At 62.6% G+C, this 15,150-nt stretch carries 9 protein-coding genes and 1 tRNA gene; 7 read left to right on the plus strand and 3 right to left on the minus strand.

Going from position 1 to position 15,150, the window contains the following annotated elements; all coding sequences use genetic code 11:
• Window positions 1-76: 76 nt before the first annotated feature.
• The 5 genes from pheS (at window position 77) to F757_RS0108395 (ending at window position 4,746) form a co-directional block, all read left to right on the plus strand.
• Entirely contained in the window at window positions 77-1,090 is a 1,014-nt protein-coding gene (pheS, locus tag F757_RS0108375) for a phenylalanine--tRNA ligase subunit alpha (protein ID WP_027211012.1), read from the plus strand.
• A 148-nt stretch (window positions 1,091-1,238) separates the two neighbouring features.
• The gene (gene pheT / locus F757_RS0108380) at window positions 1,239-3,674 is read left to right on the plus strand and encodes a phenylalanine--tRNA ligase subunit beta (RefSeq protein ID WP_027211013.1); all 2,436 of its coding nucleotides are present in this window, start codon (window positions 1,239-1,241) and stop codon (window positions 3,672-3,674) included.
• A gap of 69 nt (window positions 3,675-3,743) precedes the next feature.
• The gene (locus F757_RS0108385; protein WP_006052505.1) at window positions 3,744-4,154 is read left to right on the plus strand and encodes an integration host factor subunit alpha; all 411 of its coding nucleotides are present in this window, start codon (window positions 3,744-3,746) and stop codon (window positions 4,152-4,154) included.
• Window positions 4,155-4,200: 46 nt separating this feature from the next.
• A complete protein-coding gene (locus F757_RS0108390) occupies window positions 4,201-4,608 on the plus strand; it encodes a MerR family transcriptional regulator (RefSeq protein ID WP_027211014.1) in 408 nt (135 codons plus the stop codon).
• 61 nt (window positions 4,609-4,669) lie between these two features.
• Window positions 4,670-4,746: transfer RNA gene (locus F757_RS0108395), tRNA-Pro, on the plus strand.
• A 463-nt stretch (window positions 4,747-5,209) separates the two neighbouring features.
• Here the strand turns inward: F757_RS0108395 and F757_RS0108400 are convergent.
• Together F757_RS0108400 and F757_RS0108405 are read right to left on the minus strand one after the other, a co-directional pair.
• Window positions 5,210-7,420, minus strand: coding sequence for a xanthine dehydrogenase family protein molybdopterin-binding subunit (locus tag F757_RS0108400; protein WP_027211015.1), 2,211 nt, complete (start codon window positions 7,418-7,420; stop codon window positions 5,210-5,212).
• Window positions 7,421-7,422: 2 nt separating this feature from the next.
• Window positions 7,423-7,884, minus strand: a complete 462-nt coding sequence (locus F757_RS0108405) for a (2Fe-2S)-binding protein (protein ID WP_013339921.1) — start codon at window positions 7,882-7,884, stop codon at window positions 7,423-7,425.
• A gap of 187 nt (window positions 7,885-8,071) precedes the next feature.
• Here F757_RS0108405 and F757_RS0108410 point away from each other — a divergent pair, with 187 nt between their 5' ends.
• On the plus strand, window positions 8,072-9,016 hold the full coding sequence (locus F757_RS0108410; protein WP_035466514.1) for an AraC family transcriptional regulator: 945 nt from the start codon (window positions 8,072-8,074) through the stop codon (window positions 9,014-9,016).
• A 163-nt stretch (window positions 9,017-9,179) separates the two neighbouring features.
• On the plus strand, window positions 9,180-9,635 hold the full coding sequence (locus F757_RS0108415) for an MEKHLA domain-containing protein (RefSeq protein WP_027211017.1): 456 nt from the start codon (window positions 9,180-9,182) through the stop codon (window positions 9,633-9,635).
• 1,855 nt (window positions 9,636-11,490) lie between these two features.
• Here the strand turns inward: F757_RS0108415 and F757_RS0108425 are convergent.
• Entirely contained in the window at window positions 11,491-15,132 is a 3,642-nt protein-coding gene (locus F757_RS0108425; RefSeq protein ID WP_027211018.1) for a hydantoinase B/oxoprolinase family protein, read from the minus strand.
• Window positions 15,133-15,150: the final 18 nt, after the last annotated feature.

Here is a 15,150-nt window from a genome sequence, read left to right on the forward strand (position 1 = left end):
CTCCTCACCGAGCCCCGTTTTTGTTGGTAGAACCGGTTTGTTTCGATAGAACACTGACGTTGAAATGATGGGATCAATGGACCTGGACCAGATTGTCGCCGACGCGCAAAACGCCTTCGCAGAAGCCTCCGACGTCACCACGCTCGAAAACGAGAAAGCGCGCTTTCTCGGCAAGTCGGGCGCGCTGACCGAACTGTTGAAGGGCCTTGGCAAACTCGATCCCGAAACGCGCAAAACCGAAGGCGCACGGATCAACCTCGTCAAACAGCAAGTCGAAGCCGCGTTGACGGCGCGCCGTCAGGCGCTGGCCGACGCGTTGCTGAACCAGCGTCTCGCCGCTGAAGCGATCGACGTCACGTTGCCGGGCCGCGGCACCAGTACGGGCAGCCTGCACCCGGTCATGCGCACGTGGGAGCGCGTCGAACAGATTTTCGGCAGCATTGGATTCGACGTGGCCGACGGCCCCGAGATCGAAACCGACTGGTACAACTTCACCTCGCTGAACAGCCCGGAAAACCATCCGGCGCGTTCAATGCAGGACACTTTCTATGTGGACGGCAAGGACGCCGACGGCCGCCAGTTGCTGCTGCGCACGCACACGAGCCCGATGCAGGTGCGCTACGCGCGCACCAACACGCCGCCCATCAAGGTGATCGTGCCGGGCCGCACCTACCGTGTGGACAGCGACGCGACTCACTCGCCGATGTTCAACCAGGTCGAAGGCCTGTGGATCGACGAGAACATCAGCTTCGCGGACCTGAAGGGCGTCTATAGCGACTTTCTCAAGAAGTTCTTTGAGCGCGACGATATTCAGGTTCGTTTCCGTCCGTCGTATTTTCCGTTCACCGAACCGTCGGCTGAGATCGACATGCTGTTCGAAACGGGCAAGAACGCGGGCAAGTGGCTCGAAATTTCGGGCTCGGGCCAGGTGCACCCCACGGTGATCCGCAACATGGGTCTCGACCCGGAGCGCTACATCGGCTTTGCATTCGGCAGCGGCCTCGAGCGGCTCACCATGTTGCGCTACGGCGTGCAGGACTTGCGTCTGTTCTTTGAAAACGACCTGCGCTTCCTGCGTCAATTTGCCTGAGTGAGTGCGTGAGCGCGCGCGGCGCGCCCCGCATAGAGTGCGGCAATGCACCTGAAAGTGCGAGCCGCCAAAGCGTCCCGGCAGTGATTTGCAGCGAAGCTTGCCCTGCCTCACGCGGACCTAACCCGATCAGAACGTACACAGAACCATGCAATTCCCGGAATCCTGGCTGAGAACCTTTGTCGATCCGCAACTGACGACGGACGAGCTGTCGCACGCATTGACGATGGCCGGTCTTGAAGTGGAAGACCTGCGACCGGCCGCGCCGCCGACCTCGAAGATCGTGGTCGGTCAGGTGCTGGAGGTCGTCAAGCATCCGGACGCGGACAAGCTCAACGTCTGCCAGGTCAACGCAGGCACCGGCGCGACGCTGAACATCGTATGCGGTGCGCCGAACGTGGCTCCCGGCATCAAGGTGCCGGTCGCGCTGGTCGGCGCCCAACTGCCGCCGGCCGAAGAGGGCGGCGCACCGTTCGCGATCAGGCTCTCGAAGCTGCGTGGCGTGGAAAGCCAGGGCATGCTGTGCTCGGCGCGCGAACTGAAGCTTTCCGAAGATCATAGCGGCCTCATGATCCTGCCGGAAGATACGCCGATTGGCCAGGACATCCGCGAAACGCTCAATCTCGACGACACCATCTTCGAGATCAAGCTCACGCCGAACAAGGCCGACTGCCTGTCCGTGTTTGGCGTGGCGCGCGAAACCTCCGCGATCACCGGCGCGCCGTTGCGTCCGCTTGAGATCAAGCCCGTTGAAGTCAAGCTTAACGAGACCTTGCCGGTCAAAATCTCGGCGCCTGATCTTTGCGGTCGCTTTTCAGGCCGCGTCATCCGCGGTGTGAATGCGCGTGCGAAATCGCCGCAATGGATGGTCGAGCGTCTGGAGCGTTCCGGTCAGCGCAGCATCTCGGCGCTTGTCGACATTTCCAATTACGTGATGCTCGAGCTGGGCCGTCCGTCGCATGTGTTCGATCTCGACAAGATCCACGGCGGCATGGACGTGCGCTGGGGCCGCAAGGGCGAAACGCTGAAGCTGCTGAACGGCAACACGGTCGAACTCGACGAAACCGTCGGCGTGATCGCGGACGAGCGGCATATCGAAAGTCTCGCAGGCATCATGGGTGGCGACAGCACGGCCGTCACGCTGGACACCACCAACATCTATCTTGAAGCCGCATTCTGGTGGCCCGACAGCATTCGTGGCCGCTCGCGCAAGTACAACTTCTCGACGGACGCCGGCCATCGCTTCGAGCGCGGCGTCGACTACGCGAGCACCGTCGAACATATCGAGCGCATCACGCAGTTGATCCTGGATATTTGCGGCGGCGAGGCGGGTCCTGTGGACGACCAGACCGTCAACGTGCCCAAGCGCGAGCCGGTGAAGATGCGCGTGTCGCGCGCCAACCGCATCATCGGCGTTGCAATCGGGGCGGACGAGATCGCGCAGATTTTCACGCGTCTTGGCCTCGCATTCGAGCGCGACGGCGACACGTTCTCGGTGATGCCGCCGTCATACCGCTTCGATATTGAAATCGAAGAAGATCTGATCGAGGAAGTCGCGCGTATTTACGGCTTCGAAAAGATTCCCGCGCGGCCTCCAGTCGCGAAGAGCGAGATGCGCGCCACCAACGAAACGCGCCGCTCAATCCATACGATCCGCCACACACTCGCCGCACGCGACTACGCGGAGACGGTGAACTTCAGTTTCGTGGACGCGGAGTGGGAGCAGGACTTCGCCGGCAACGACAAGCCGGTGCGCCTGCTGAACCCCATCGCGAGCCAGCTGTCGGTTATGCGCACTACGCTGTTCGGCAGCCTGATTCACGTGCTGCGCACTAATCTGAACCGGCGTGCGGCCGATCGCGTGCGCGTGTTCGAAGCAGGCCGCGTGTTCCTGCACGATCCGTCGATCAAGGCCGGCGAACTGACCGTGGAAGGCTTCGTGCAACCAAAAATGATCGGCGGCCTCGCCTACGGTCCGGCACTCGAGGAGCAGTGGGGCGCGCCCGCGCGCACGGTCGACTACTTCGACGTGAAGGCTGATGTCGAGGCGCTGCTTGCGCCAGCAGTCGCGCGCTTCGTGAAAGCGGAGCATCCGGCGCTGCATCCGGGGCGCAGCGCGCGCATTGAACTGAATGGTCGCGCAATCGGCTGGATTGGCGAACTGCACCCGCGCTGGATGCAAAAATATGATTTACCGCATGCGCCGATTCTGTTTGAACTGGAAGCCGACGCATTAATGCAGCGCGTGTTGCCCACACCGTCGGAAGTGTCCAAATTCCCACCGGTGCGACGCGATATCGCGGTGGTCGTCGATCAAAAAATCGAGGTTCAGGCGCTGCTCGACGAGCTTCAGGCGGCCCAGTCGGAGCCTGCCTGCAAGACCGTTCAGAAGGTTGCGCTTTTTGACGAATTCCGTCCAAAATCAAACACTTCCGGCGGTCTGGCGGCTCACGAGAAAAGCCTTGCGTTCCGGGTTACCTTGCAAGATACTGGCGGGACCCTTCAGGACGAAACGGTCGATCTGGCCATTCAGACTCTGGTGGAACGTCTGGCTCGAGTATATGGCGCACGGTTGCGCGGATAACCCGCATTTAACAATTGCACGGCTGTTTCCGCATCCTTTGTTTTCTGTCTGGCGCGCCATTTGATAGATATGAATGAAATGAACTCGAGTGATTTCGAAGCCCTTCTTACGGCGCAACGCAGCGCCATGATTCGAGAAATTCCGACATCACCCGCCGCCGTTTCAACTGAAACGCCGACGCTCACCAAAGCGGAACTTGCCGAGTTGCTGTTCGACAATGTCGGGCTCAACAAGCGGGAAGCGAAAGACATGGTCGAGGCGTTCTTCGAGGTGATCCGCGACGCGCTGGAGAGCGGCGACAGCGTCAAGCTCTCGGGCTTCGGCAACTTCCAGTTGCGAGACAAGCCGCAGCGTCCGGGCCGAAACCCGAAAACCGGCGAGGCGATTCCGATTGCCGCGCGCCGCGTTGTGACGTTCCATGCAAGTCAAAAGCTGAAGGCCCTGGTCGAAAACGGCGCGGAAGCGAGCTTTACGCGCTGATCGACTGGCGCGTTCCTGCGCAACCCACCACGACGGCTAACTGACGATGACAGCGACGATGGAAAAAGTCGTCTTGCCTCCGATTCCGGCGAAACGCTACTTCACGATTGGTGAGGTGAGCGAACTATGCGGTGTCAAGCCGCACGTGCTGCGCTATTGGGAGCAGGAGTTTACGCAGTTGCGGCCGGTCAAGCGGCGCGGCAATCGCCGGTACTATCAGCATCATGAAGTGCTGTTGATCCGGCGCATCCGCGAGTTGTTGTACGAGCAGGGCTTCACGATCAACGGTGCACGCAACCGGCTCGATTCGCACGGCGGCGGCGCGCATGGTGCGCCGGCTGAAGCTGGCGAGCATGTCGAGGGGATTGCGCCGTCGGCGCCCACCACGGTTGCGGTCGATGTCGAGCAGTTGCGCAAGGAACTGCTGCATGTGATCAATCTGCTCAATCGCTGAGGGGTTTGTTCGCGCGGGCGGTTCTCATCGAATGAAGTGTCTGTTATAATTTCTTGCTGTTCGGGGCGTAGCGCAGCCTGGTAGCGTACCTGCATGGGGTGCAGGTGGTCGGAGGTTCAAATCCTCTCGCCCCGACCAAAGAAATCAAGGCCTTATGGATGCATGTCCATAAGGCCTTTTTCGTTGGTCCGATTTTGTCCCCACGCTTGCCCCCACCACAACAAAGGGCTCCTCCCGAAACTGGGTAGAACTTTCGGCGGAGGGGACCTTGCGGCACGTTCGGTCCTCAGTCCGGGCGACTTCGCTCGGTTGCACACGGTTTGCCAACCGTTCGAAATGTGGTCGCGTTGCCGACGACAAGCGCTACGTAGTAGTCACAGCGGTCGAAGCGATTGCGCTCATTGTTGATTCGCACCGAATCCTGAACCGAAGCGAAGAACCGAAGCGAAGAACCGAAGCGAAGAACAATAGGCTCCGATATCCAGCACCGTCGCGAATTGTTCCCCGTGTCGCGCACGAAAGCGCTCCCGGCATACCGGACAAAAAAGCGCCGCCCCGGCGGGGTACGGCGCATGTCCAACGGACTCCGAAGAAACGCCCGTCAGGCGCTCTTTTCCCCAGCGGCGGGGAACGGCAAGCTGTGAACCCGTTTGCCAGTAGCCGCAAAAATCGCGTTCGCGACCGCCGGCCCGACGGGCGCGACACCCGGCTCGCCGACGCCGGTCGGCGCTTCGCCGGATTGCACGATATGCACTTCGACCTTCGGCATTTCGGCAATTCGCAGCACCTGGTAGGCGTCGAAATTGTTCTGCTCGACCTTGCCGTCCTTTAACGTGATCGCGCTGTGCAACGCGGCGCCGAGGCCGAAGCCAATCCCGCCTTCCATCTGGGCCGCGATGATGTCGGGATTGATCGGCGTGCCGCAATCCACCGCACAGACCACGCGCTCCACTTTCACGCTACCGTCCTCGCCAACGGAGACTTCCGCGACCTGCGCGACGAACGTCTTGAACGCCTCGGCGACCGCGATGCCGCGCCCGCGGCCTTTAGGTAACGGTTTGGCAGGGTCCCAGCCCGCTTTCTGCGCGGCGAGTTCGAGCACGGCCCGCATGCGCGGTTCGTGCGCGAGCAGATCGCGGCGGAAAAGGAACGGGTCCTTGCCTGCGGCGTGTGCGGCTTCGTCGATGAACGCCTCGACCGCGAATGCCGTGTGCGAGCTGCCGACCACCCGCCACCACAGCACCGGCACACCGGTCTGCGTGGTCGTCAGTTCGACCGAGATGTTGGGAATCGCGTACGCCACGTTCGCGGCGCCCTCGACGGAAGTCGCGTCGATGCCGTTCTTGACCATGACGCTCGCGAACGGCGTGCCGGCGAGGATCGACTGGCCGACAATCCGGTGCCGCCAGCCGACGAGCTTGCCGTCCGCGCTCAGGCCCGCGTCGAGCTTGTGGAAGTACATCGGCCGGTAGAGGCCGCCGTGGATGTCGTCCTCGCGGGTCCATTGCAGTTTGACCGGCGTGCCGTTCGCACCCAGCGCGCGGGCGATCGACACGGCTTCGACGATATAGTCCGAGCGCGTATTCGCACGCCGCCCGAAGCTGCCGCCTGCATACAGCGTGTGAATTTTCACCTGTTGTGGATCGAGCCCGGCCGTGCGTGCGGCATTGGCCTGGTCAACGGTCTGGAACTGGTCGCCGGCCCAGATCTCGCAGCTGTCGGCAGTGAGCTTGACGACGGCGTCGAGTGGCTCCATCGGCGCGTGAGCGAGATACGGGAAGGCGTAGGTGGCGGAGACCTTCTTCGCCGCGCTCGCGAGCGCCTGCGTCGCATTGCCGTCCTTGCGGGCGGATGCGCCGGGCTGCTCGGCGAGCTGCCGGTATTCGGCCATGATCGCGTCAGAGCTGCGCTTCTCGGCCTTCGAATCGTCCCATTCGATCTTCAGCGCATCGCGGCCTTGTTTCGCCGGCCAGAAGCCCTTCGCGACCACTGCGACGCCGCCCGGCACCTGTACGACCGCGACGACGCCCGGCACAGCTTTCGCAGCCGACGCATCGAATGACTTGACCGTCGCACCGAAGAGCGGCGGACGCTGCAGCAACGCGACCAGCATGCCGGGCAACGTGACGTCGAGCGTGAACTGTGCGGTGCCGTCGGTTTTCGGCGGCACGTCGACGCGCGGCAGCTGATGGCCGATCAAACGGAAGTCTTTCGGCGATTTGAGCGCGACCTTTTCCGGCACCGGCAAGCGGGCCGCAGCCGACGCCAGCGAGCCGTAGGTCGCGCTGCGCTTCGTGGCCGCGTGGTGGACGCTGCCGTCGCGCGTCTCCAGCTCGGTTGTGGGCACTCGCCACTGCGCGGCGGCGGCGGAGACCAGCATCGCACGCGCTTTCGCGCCGGCTTCGCGCAATTGCATCCACGAGTTGGCCATAGCTGAACTGCCGCCCGTGCCTTGTATCGTGCCGAACGCGAGGTTCGCGTAGCGCTTCGCGTCGGCGGGCGCGCTTTCGACACGTACGTCCTGCCAGTTTGCGTCAAGCTCTTCTGCGACGATCGTCGCGATACCGGTGTACGCGCCTTGGCCCATCTCGACGTGCTTCGCGATGACCGTCACGCCGTTGTCCGGCGCGACGCGCAGGAACGCGTTGGGGGCGAAGGTCACGTCGGGTAACGTGGCGGCGAGCGCGCGGCGGCCCGTGCCCGCCCACTCGAAGCCAATGGTGAGGCCGACTGCGGCGACGCTGCCGGCTGCTTTCAGGAAGGTCCGGCGCGACGGACGTACTGCGTCAGTGAAATCTGATCCGGTCGTCATGGTCAGGCCTTCAGGGTGGCAGCGGCTTCGTGGATGGCCGCGCGTATGCGGGTGTAGGTCGCGCAGCGGCACAGATTGCCGTTCATCGCTGCGTCGATATCGGCGTCGGTCGGTGTGGCGTTGTGTTCGAGCAAAGCTGTCGCGGACATGATCTGTCCAGACTGACAGTATCCGCACTGCGGCACCTGCAGCTTGACCCATGCTGCCTGGATGGCTTTCGCGGGCCGGCTTGCAATGCCTTCGATGGTCGTGATTCGCTTGCCCGCGACGGCGGCGAGCGGCAGCACGCACGAACGCGTGGCCTCGCCTTCCAGATGAACCGTGCAGGCGCCGCATTGCGCCATGCCGCAGCCGAACTTCGTGCCGTGCAGACCCGCGTTCTCCCGGATCGCCCAGAGGAGCGGCGTGGTGGGATCGGCATCGAGCGTAACGTTCTTGCCGTTGAGGACAAACGATGTAGACATGAAACCTCTCCGTGGGGAAAGCCCGGAACCTGGTGCCGGGTGTACGCGGCAGTGTGACGGACCGCTAGGCTTTGCGCTTACACAATCCTGCAAAAAAGTTGAACAATGCTGCAAATCGAGCAGACGAGCCGTGGCTGCACCGGCACTGCCTGGGTATGCTCGATTCCGTCAATGGAGTTCAATGCACATGGAACTGAGTTCTTCCGGCCTCGATACCTGCGCGTCGCGCGAAGCAGCACGCCGCGAACTCGCCGCGCTCCTCTGCCGCTTTGCGCCGGTGGACGGCGCGCATCAGACGGCGATTCCCTCGCTGAGCTTCTACCGATACTCGGCGCCCGCCGATCTTGGCTGCGGCGTGACGAGTTCCGCGTTCGTGTTCGCGGCGCAAGGCGCCAAGCGGGTCGTGGTGGCGGGGCAGGCTTACGACTACGATCATCTGCACTGCCTCGTGACGTCCGTCGATTTGCCGATGACCTCGCAGGTGACGCGAGCGTCCGCCGACGCGCCTTATCTGTGCGTGAAGCTCACGCTCGATCCGCAGTGCATCGCCGAACTGGCGACGCAATTGCGTCTGCCGGAACCGGGTGCCGTGTCGGCGGGCGAAGGCATCGCCGTAGGCTCGCTGTCGGCGGCTGTTTTCGACGCAGCGCTGCGGCTCGTGCGATTGCTCGATACTCCGGGTGACATTCCGGTTCTCGCGCCGCTCATCGAGAAGGAATTGCTCTACCGGCTGATGACGAGCGAGCAGGGCAAGCGGCTGCGGCACATCGCCGTGAACGGCAGCCAGACGTACCGGATCGCGCGGGCCATCGAGTGGATCCAGAATCACTACACCGAGGTTTTGCGGGTCGAAATGCTGGCGCAGGAGGTGAACATGAGCGTGTCGTCCTTCCATCATCACTTCAAGAACGTCACGACGCTGAGTCCGCTGCAATATCAGAAGCAACTGCGGTTGCACGAGGCTCGCAAACTGTTGCTCGGGCAGAACGGAGATGTCGGGTCGGTGGCGATCAGGGTCGGGTATGACAGCCCGTCCCAGTTCAGCCGGGAATATAGCCGGCTCTTTGGGGCGCCTCCGCTTCGCGATGTGGTGCAACTGCGCCGCCGCAACGGGGTGGGGTACGGCGAGTAGGGTTCGCGCGAAGCCGCGCGCTCGACGCGACAAGCCGAAGTGGGCGCCGGGCTGTTGAACTACAGCTGTGAATATGACAACTGGAAGCGCAAGCGTGTGCACGGCGCGGCGGGGCACGCCATTGCGCTGACTTGAGAAAACCTGAGATAGAGGAAACACTACGATGCGATCGAGCACGGACGTCGATTTTTTTCGCCTCCTCACGAACAGCTATCGGCGTCTGCTCGGCAAATCACTCGTGCCGGCCGGTATGAGCGACACCGAAGGCGCTACATGGCTTTACGCAGCGGCGCCGTTTGGGCTCCTCGCGCACGATACGCAGACCGATCCCGTCTTCGTCTACGGCAACGCGCGAGCGCAGGCGATCTTCGGATACGACTGGAACGAGATCACGGCTCTGCGCTCGCGCCTGTCGGCGCAATCGCCTGAACGCGCGGCGCGCCAGGCGTTCCTCGATCAGGTGACGCGCGACGGGTTCGTCACCGGGTACCGCGGCATCCGCATCGCGAAGGGCGGGCAGCGCTTCTGGATCGAAAACGCAACGGTCTGGCAGTTGTTCGATGATTCAGGCGTTCTGCGCGGCCAGGCCGCCATGATTCCGCAAGTGACGGCGCTCTGAAGATGGACTGCGTGGGCCGCGACGCGCTTGCGGTGCCAGCGTGATGCCGCTGGCCTTATAGATTGCATATCCATAAGGCCTTTTTCGTTGGCATCGTTGCCGTTAGTGCCGGTGCACAGGCCATCTCGAAGCGCAGCCGCTACATCAGAACGATGTCGTACTGCTCTATTTCGCGAGCGCCGATCCTTGTTCTATAAGGGTTTCACGGCAATTTCCCGCACGGAGAACGGCACTAGCTACACATCTAGCTACATATTCCAGGCCGGTTCTTAGCAGAACAGCTTGGACGTCGAAAGGAGCCCTTTCGGGCAGCGAGGCGTATGACTCGCTGCCGCGTCCTAACAGAGGATGGTGTAAGGATTCGTGCGACTTTGCCTAATTCGTTCCGAGAAGCTTGTCGATCGAGCCTTTCACACAGATGCGCTCGTACGAACAACAAGGCTGGCGACGGCCGCAATTGAAGCTGTTGGGAAAACTGCCTGCAACGGCAAGCTCCGTCCTGCGGCATGTCATCCCATTCGAAGTTCGCCTTGATTGGGACAACATATGGCTGATACGCAAGACGCGCGAATCCTTAACCGGACCCGATTGGACGCCTTATGAAGGGCCTTGCAGTTGGTATTTGCCGATCGTTCTCTTTGGAACCCCGGTATGTCTGCTTCCCTGTATCTATGGACAGACCATGCCAACCGGATTTTTGCGACGCCGGTTTTGCCTCTTGTGCATCTTTCTCTCGTTCCTTCGTCACCTTGGCAGGACATTGTCGCTGTGAAGCTCAGTGTGTCGTCATGCTTAAGATATGCGCCGTATTATTCGCAAACCCACCAACGGCGAAAGCACCGATAGGCGCACCCAGATCAGACGCGATTCCAACATCGCCGTCACCGGTGGGAGCGGAGGTCAGCGACGTGGTGGCCGGCACAGAACGCCGAACCGGAGATCGCCGCGGCGCCGGGAACCACTTCCGCTCAGGAGGCTTGGCGGAAGATCGTTGCTACCACGAGCGTTTCAGGTGATTTTGTGAATTCCCGACGCCCTCAGCAGGTGGCCGAATTTGACCCGACGAGAGAGTTCGCGCGCTGGTTAAGCAGCAATGATGCTGTCCGGCTGGTCCCTGGCGATCCGACCATAGACGGCCTCGCCGAGCGCTTCCGTAAAGTCGCGGCGGCTTCCCCCGATCAGGCCGTCCCGTTGTTTTCCGGGACGTCCCGCGTCAGTTAGCATAATTTTGCTCCTTCCACACCGACACTCGGAGCTTCTAGGAACAAATTGGTTCTATGTATTTTGCATGAAATTGTTCTTTTGCCGGCCGGTGAACCAATTTTGTGACTTTTCGACGCGGTTTACGAATCGCGAACTTGAATTCCCTGCGAGGGCGTCTATGGTTCATTGCCATGCCCCGCGCGTGCGGCGGCCCCATTCGGGAATGCGCATGGAACCGGACGGCAATGACTATAGTTCGCCGTACTCTCATCGGACGGTCGGCGGACGCGTTACCGACTCTTCTCAATGGGCTACGCCGGACGAAGGAGCACTGGAAGACAACAGGCCGAGCATCCGCGACGTGGTGTGGGCGTGTTAAGGGCAGTTGTAACCTTTAAAGCGGCCGTCGAGGCAGAGCTCGTTCGAGTGGCAGAAGAGGAGGGTCGCGTGCTGCTGTTCGCAGCCGTGCAAAGTCGAAGCACGCATGCTGATCGCGTGAGGCGACATTCGGCCAGTTTCTGCCTTTCGAACCAACGTCGCCCCTAACGCTCAAACGGCTGCTTTACTCTCAAATGCGCCGTCCTCCGGTCGATCGCGTTGCCATGCAAGCAGGGCATGCCGAGCCGTGGAAGCAAGCCCCGCTGCGAGGGAATCAGCTTTTCCCGAAACCTCCGCCCCCCGGTGTTTCCACCACGAACACATCTCCGGGCCCCATTTCGACACTCGCGATATGACCCAGCGTGACAATGTGACCATCCGCGCGCTCCACGCTGTTGCTGCCGCGTCGTCCCGCACGTCCGCCTGCCGCGCCGAACGGCGCGTGAATGCGGTTGTTCGAAAGGATCGAGGCAGTCATCGGTGCGAGAAAGCGGATGCGTCTGATCGCGCCGTTGCCGCCGCGCCAGCGTCCCTCGCCGCCCGATTCCGCGCGGATCAGATGCGACTCGAGCCGCACCGGGTAGCGCCATTCGAGCACCTCGGGGTCGGTGAGGCGAGAATTGGTCATGTGCGTCTGCACGGCGTCCACTCCGCCGAAGCCGTCGCCCGCGCCGCTTCCGCCCGCGATCGTCTCGTAGTACTGGTAGCGCGCGTCGCCGAACGTGAAGTTGTTCATCGTGCCTTGGCTCGACGCCACGATGCCGAGCGCGCCATACAGCGCATTCGTGATCGCGGACGACGTCTCCACGTTGCCCGACACCACTGCCGCCGGATACGCGGGGCTCAGCATCGAACGTTCCGGCACGATCACCGAGAGCGGCTTCAAGCAGCCTGCGTTGAGCGGAATATCGTCGCCGACGAGCGTGCGGAACACATACAGAACCGCCGCCATGCAGACGGCCTTCGGCGCATTGAAGTTGTTCGGCAACTGCGCGGACGTGCCGGTGAAATCCACCGTGGCACTGCGTGTGGGGGCGTCGACGCGAATCTCGACTTCGATCACCGCGCCGTTATCGAGTTCGTAGCGGTAACGGCCGTCTTTCAGCGCGCCGATTACGCGGCGCACCGCTTCTTCCGCGTTGTCCTGCACGTGACGCATGAACGCTAGCACCACGTCCCGGCCGAATTGCGCGACCATGCGGCGCAACTCGTCCACACCTTTCTGGTTCGCGGCCACCTGCGCGCGCAGATCGGCCATGTTCTGCGCAATATCACGCGCCGGGTAGCGGCCCGATGCGAGCAAGGCGCGCGTTTCGGCGTCGCGCAATACGCCTGCGGACACGAGTTGCCAGTTGTCGATCAGCACGCCTTCCTCGTCGATATGCGACGAAGAAGCCGGCATCGAACCTGGCGTAATCCCACCGATATCCGCATGATGGCCGCGCGAGCCGACGTAGAAGAGCGGCTCGGCCGAACCGTCGGCGAACACGGGCGTAATGACGGTCACGTCGGGCAGATGCGTGCCGCCGTGATACGGATCGTTCAACATGAACACGTCGCCGTCGCGCATTGCGCCGCGATTGCGCTCGATCACCGTCTTGATGCTTTCGCCCATCGAGCCGAGATGCACCGGCATGTGCGGCGCGTTTGCGATGAGATCACCGGCGTCGTCGAAAATCGCGCACGAAAAATCGAGGCGCTCCTTGATGTTCACCGAATACGCCGTGTTCTGCAGACGCAAACCCATCTGCTCGGCGATCGACATGAACAGGTTGTTGAAGATTTCGAGGCGCACCGGGTCGGCTTCGGTGCCGATGGAACGGCGCGTGGGCAGCGGCTGCACGCGCGTCATCACCACGTTGCCCTGTGCGGTCACCACTGCCTGCCAGCCCGGTTCCACCACGGTCGTGCCGTTCTTCTCGGCGATGATCGAGGGGCCGTCGAGCGTGTCGCCCGCACACAATGTATCGCGCTGATAGAGCGAGGCGTCGTGCCATGCGCCGCCCGAATACATCCGCACAACAGTTTGCGCGCGAAGCGTGTCGCTGGCACCGTGCGCGTTGCGCGGCGACAGGTTGACGGCATCGACGGGCGCATCGGAATGACCGATCGCTTCGACGGACGCAAGTTCCGCGATGAGCGGTGTGTCCGCCATCAGGAACGCGTAGCGTTGGCGGTAAGCCGCTTCGAACGCGGCGCGCATCTCGTCGACGCTGCCCGACGGCACGGCGAGCGACGAATCGGTGCCCTGATAGCGCAAATGCACGCGGCGCTCGGTCGTGATGCGTGCCGCGTCCACGCTCTGTTCGAGCAGGGCGCGCGTGGCGTCGTCGGAGAGCGCGTCGAGGGCGGCTTCGAGCGTGGGCCGCGACGCTTCGTCGAGCGTGATTTCGAGCGCGCGTTCGCGCATGGCCGTCTGGTCCGCGAGACCCATGCCGTAAGCGGAGAGCACGCCCGCGAGCGGGTGCGCGAACACGCTCGTCATGCCGAGCGCGTCGGCCACACCGCAGGCGTGCTGGCCGCCCGCGCCGCCGAACGTGCTCAGCACGTATTGCGACACGTCGTGGCCTCGCTGCACGGAGATCTTCTTGATTGCGTTCGCCATGCTGCCGATTGCGATCTCCAGATAACCTTCCGCGAGTCCTTCGGGCGTGCGGCGCTGACCTGTCGTCGCGAAGATTTCATCGGCGAGCGCCTGGAAGCGTTGCGCGACCACGTCGCGATCGAGCGGCTCGTTCGCATCCGGACCGAACACGCGCGGAAAATAGTCGGGCTGGATCTTGCCGAGCATCACGTTACAGTCGGTGACTGCGAGCGGACCGCCGCGCCGGTACGCGGCCGGGCCGGGATTCGCACCGGCCGAATCGGGGCCGACGCGCAGACGCGCGCCGTCGAAACCGAGCACCGAGCCGCCGCCGGCTGCCACCGTGTGAATGCTCATCATCGGCGCGCGCATGCGCACGCCGGCCACCTGCGTTTCGAATACACGCTCGAACTCGCCGTTAAAGTGCGAGACGTCCGTCGACGTGCCGCCCATGTCGAAGCCGATCACGCGCTCGAAGCCCGCCGCCTGCGCTGCGCGCACCATACCCACGATTCCGCCCGCCGGTCCCGAGAGAATCGCGTCCTTGCCCTGGAATACGTCGGCGCGCGTGAGTCCACCGCTGCTCTGCATGAATTGCAGGTTCACGCCGGGCATTTCGTGCGCGACCTGATCGACATATCGGCGCAGGATCGGCGACAAATACGCGTCCACCACCGTCGTATCGCCGCGCGAGACCATTTTCATCAGCGGCGAGACTTCGTGCGAAACGGAAACCTGGGTGAAGCCGATACGACGTGCCAATTCAGCGAGTTCGCGTTCGTGCGACGTATGGCGATAGCCATGAATCAGCACGATGGCGAGCGCGCGGATGCCGCTGTCGTAGACCTCGCGCAGCGCGCGTTGCGCCGCGAAGTGATCGAGCGGCGCGACGACATCGCCTTGCGCGCTCATGCGTTCGTCGATTTCCACCACGCGCTCGTAGAGCGCTTCGGGCAGCGCGATGTCGAGATCGAAGAGACGCGGACGGTTCTGATACGCGATGCGCAACACGTCGCGAAAGCCGCGCGTGGTGACGAGGGCAACGGGCTCGCCCTTGCGTTCGAGTAATGCGTTCGTCGCGACCGTCGTGCCCATTTTTACCATCTCGACGTCGTGCGGCGTGATGGCTTCGCCGTCTCGCAGTCCGAGCAGATGACGAATCCCGGCGACTGCCGCATCGCGATACTGCTCGGGATTTTCGGAGAGCAGCTTGTGCGTGGTGAGCGTGCCCTCGGGGCGGCGCGCGACGATATCGGTAAAGGTGCCCCCACGGTCAATCCAGAACTGCCAGCGGGAGGGCGTGCAAACATCAGAGCTGTGATCGTGCTTCATGGTGTCGAGTGTGTGATA

Origin of the sequence: Burkholderia sp. WSM2232 (assembly GCF_000472545.1) — a bacterium.
In the GTDB taxonomy this organism is placed as follows: Bacteria; Pseudomonadota; Gammaproteobacteria; order Burkholderiales; family Burkholderiaceae; genus Paraburkholderia.

What these genes read in the sequence shown, in the direction of transcription:
- pheS (WP_027211012.1), top strand. Translation starts at nt 77, where the DNA reads ATGGACCTGGACCAGATTGTCGCCGACGCGCAAAACGCCTTCGCAGAA.
- pheT (WP_027211013.1), top strand. Translation starts at nt 1,239, where the DNA reads ATGCAATTCCCGGAATCCTGGCTGAGAACCTTTGTCGATCCGCAACTG.
- F757_RS0108385 (WP_006052505.1), top strand. Translation starts at nt 3,744, where the DNA reads ATGAATGAAATGAACTCGAGTGATTTCGAAGCCCTTCTTACGGCGCAA.
- F757_RS0108390 (WP_027211014.1), top strand. Translation starts at nt 4,201, where the DNA reads ATGACAGCGACGATGGAAAAAGTCGTCTTGCCTCCGATTCCGGCGAAA.
- F757_RS0108400 (WP_027211015.1), bottom strand. Translation starts at nt 7,420, where the DNA reads ATGACGACCGGATCAGATTTCACTGACGCAGTACGTCCGTCGCGCCGG.
- F757_RS0108405 (WP_013339921.1), bottom strand. Translation starts at nt 7,884, where the DNA reads ATGTCTACATCGTTTGTCCTCAACGGCAAGAACGTTACGCTCGATGCC.
- F757_RS0108410 (WP_035466514.1), top strand. Translation starts at nt 8,072, where the DNA reads ATGGAACTGAGTTCTTCCGGCCTCGATACCTGCGCGTCGCGCGAAGCA.
- F757_RS0108415 (WP_027211017.1), top strand. Translation starts at nt 9,180, where the DNA reads ATGCGATCGAGCACGGACGTCGATTTTTTTCGCCTCCTCACGAACAGC.
- F757_RS0108425 (WP_027211018.1), bottom strand. Translation starts at nt 15,132, where the DNA reads ATGAAGCACGATCACAGCTCTGATGTTTGCACGCCCTCCCGCTGGCAG.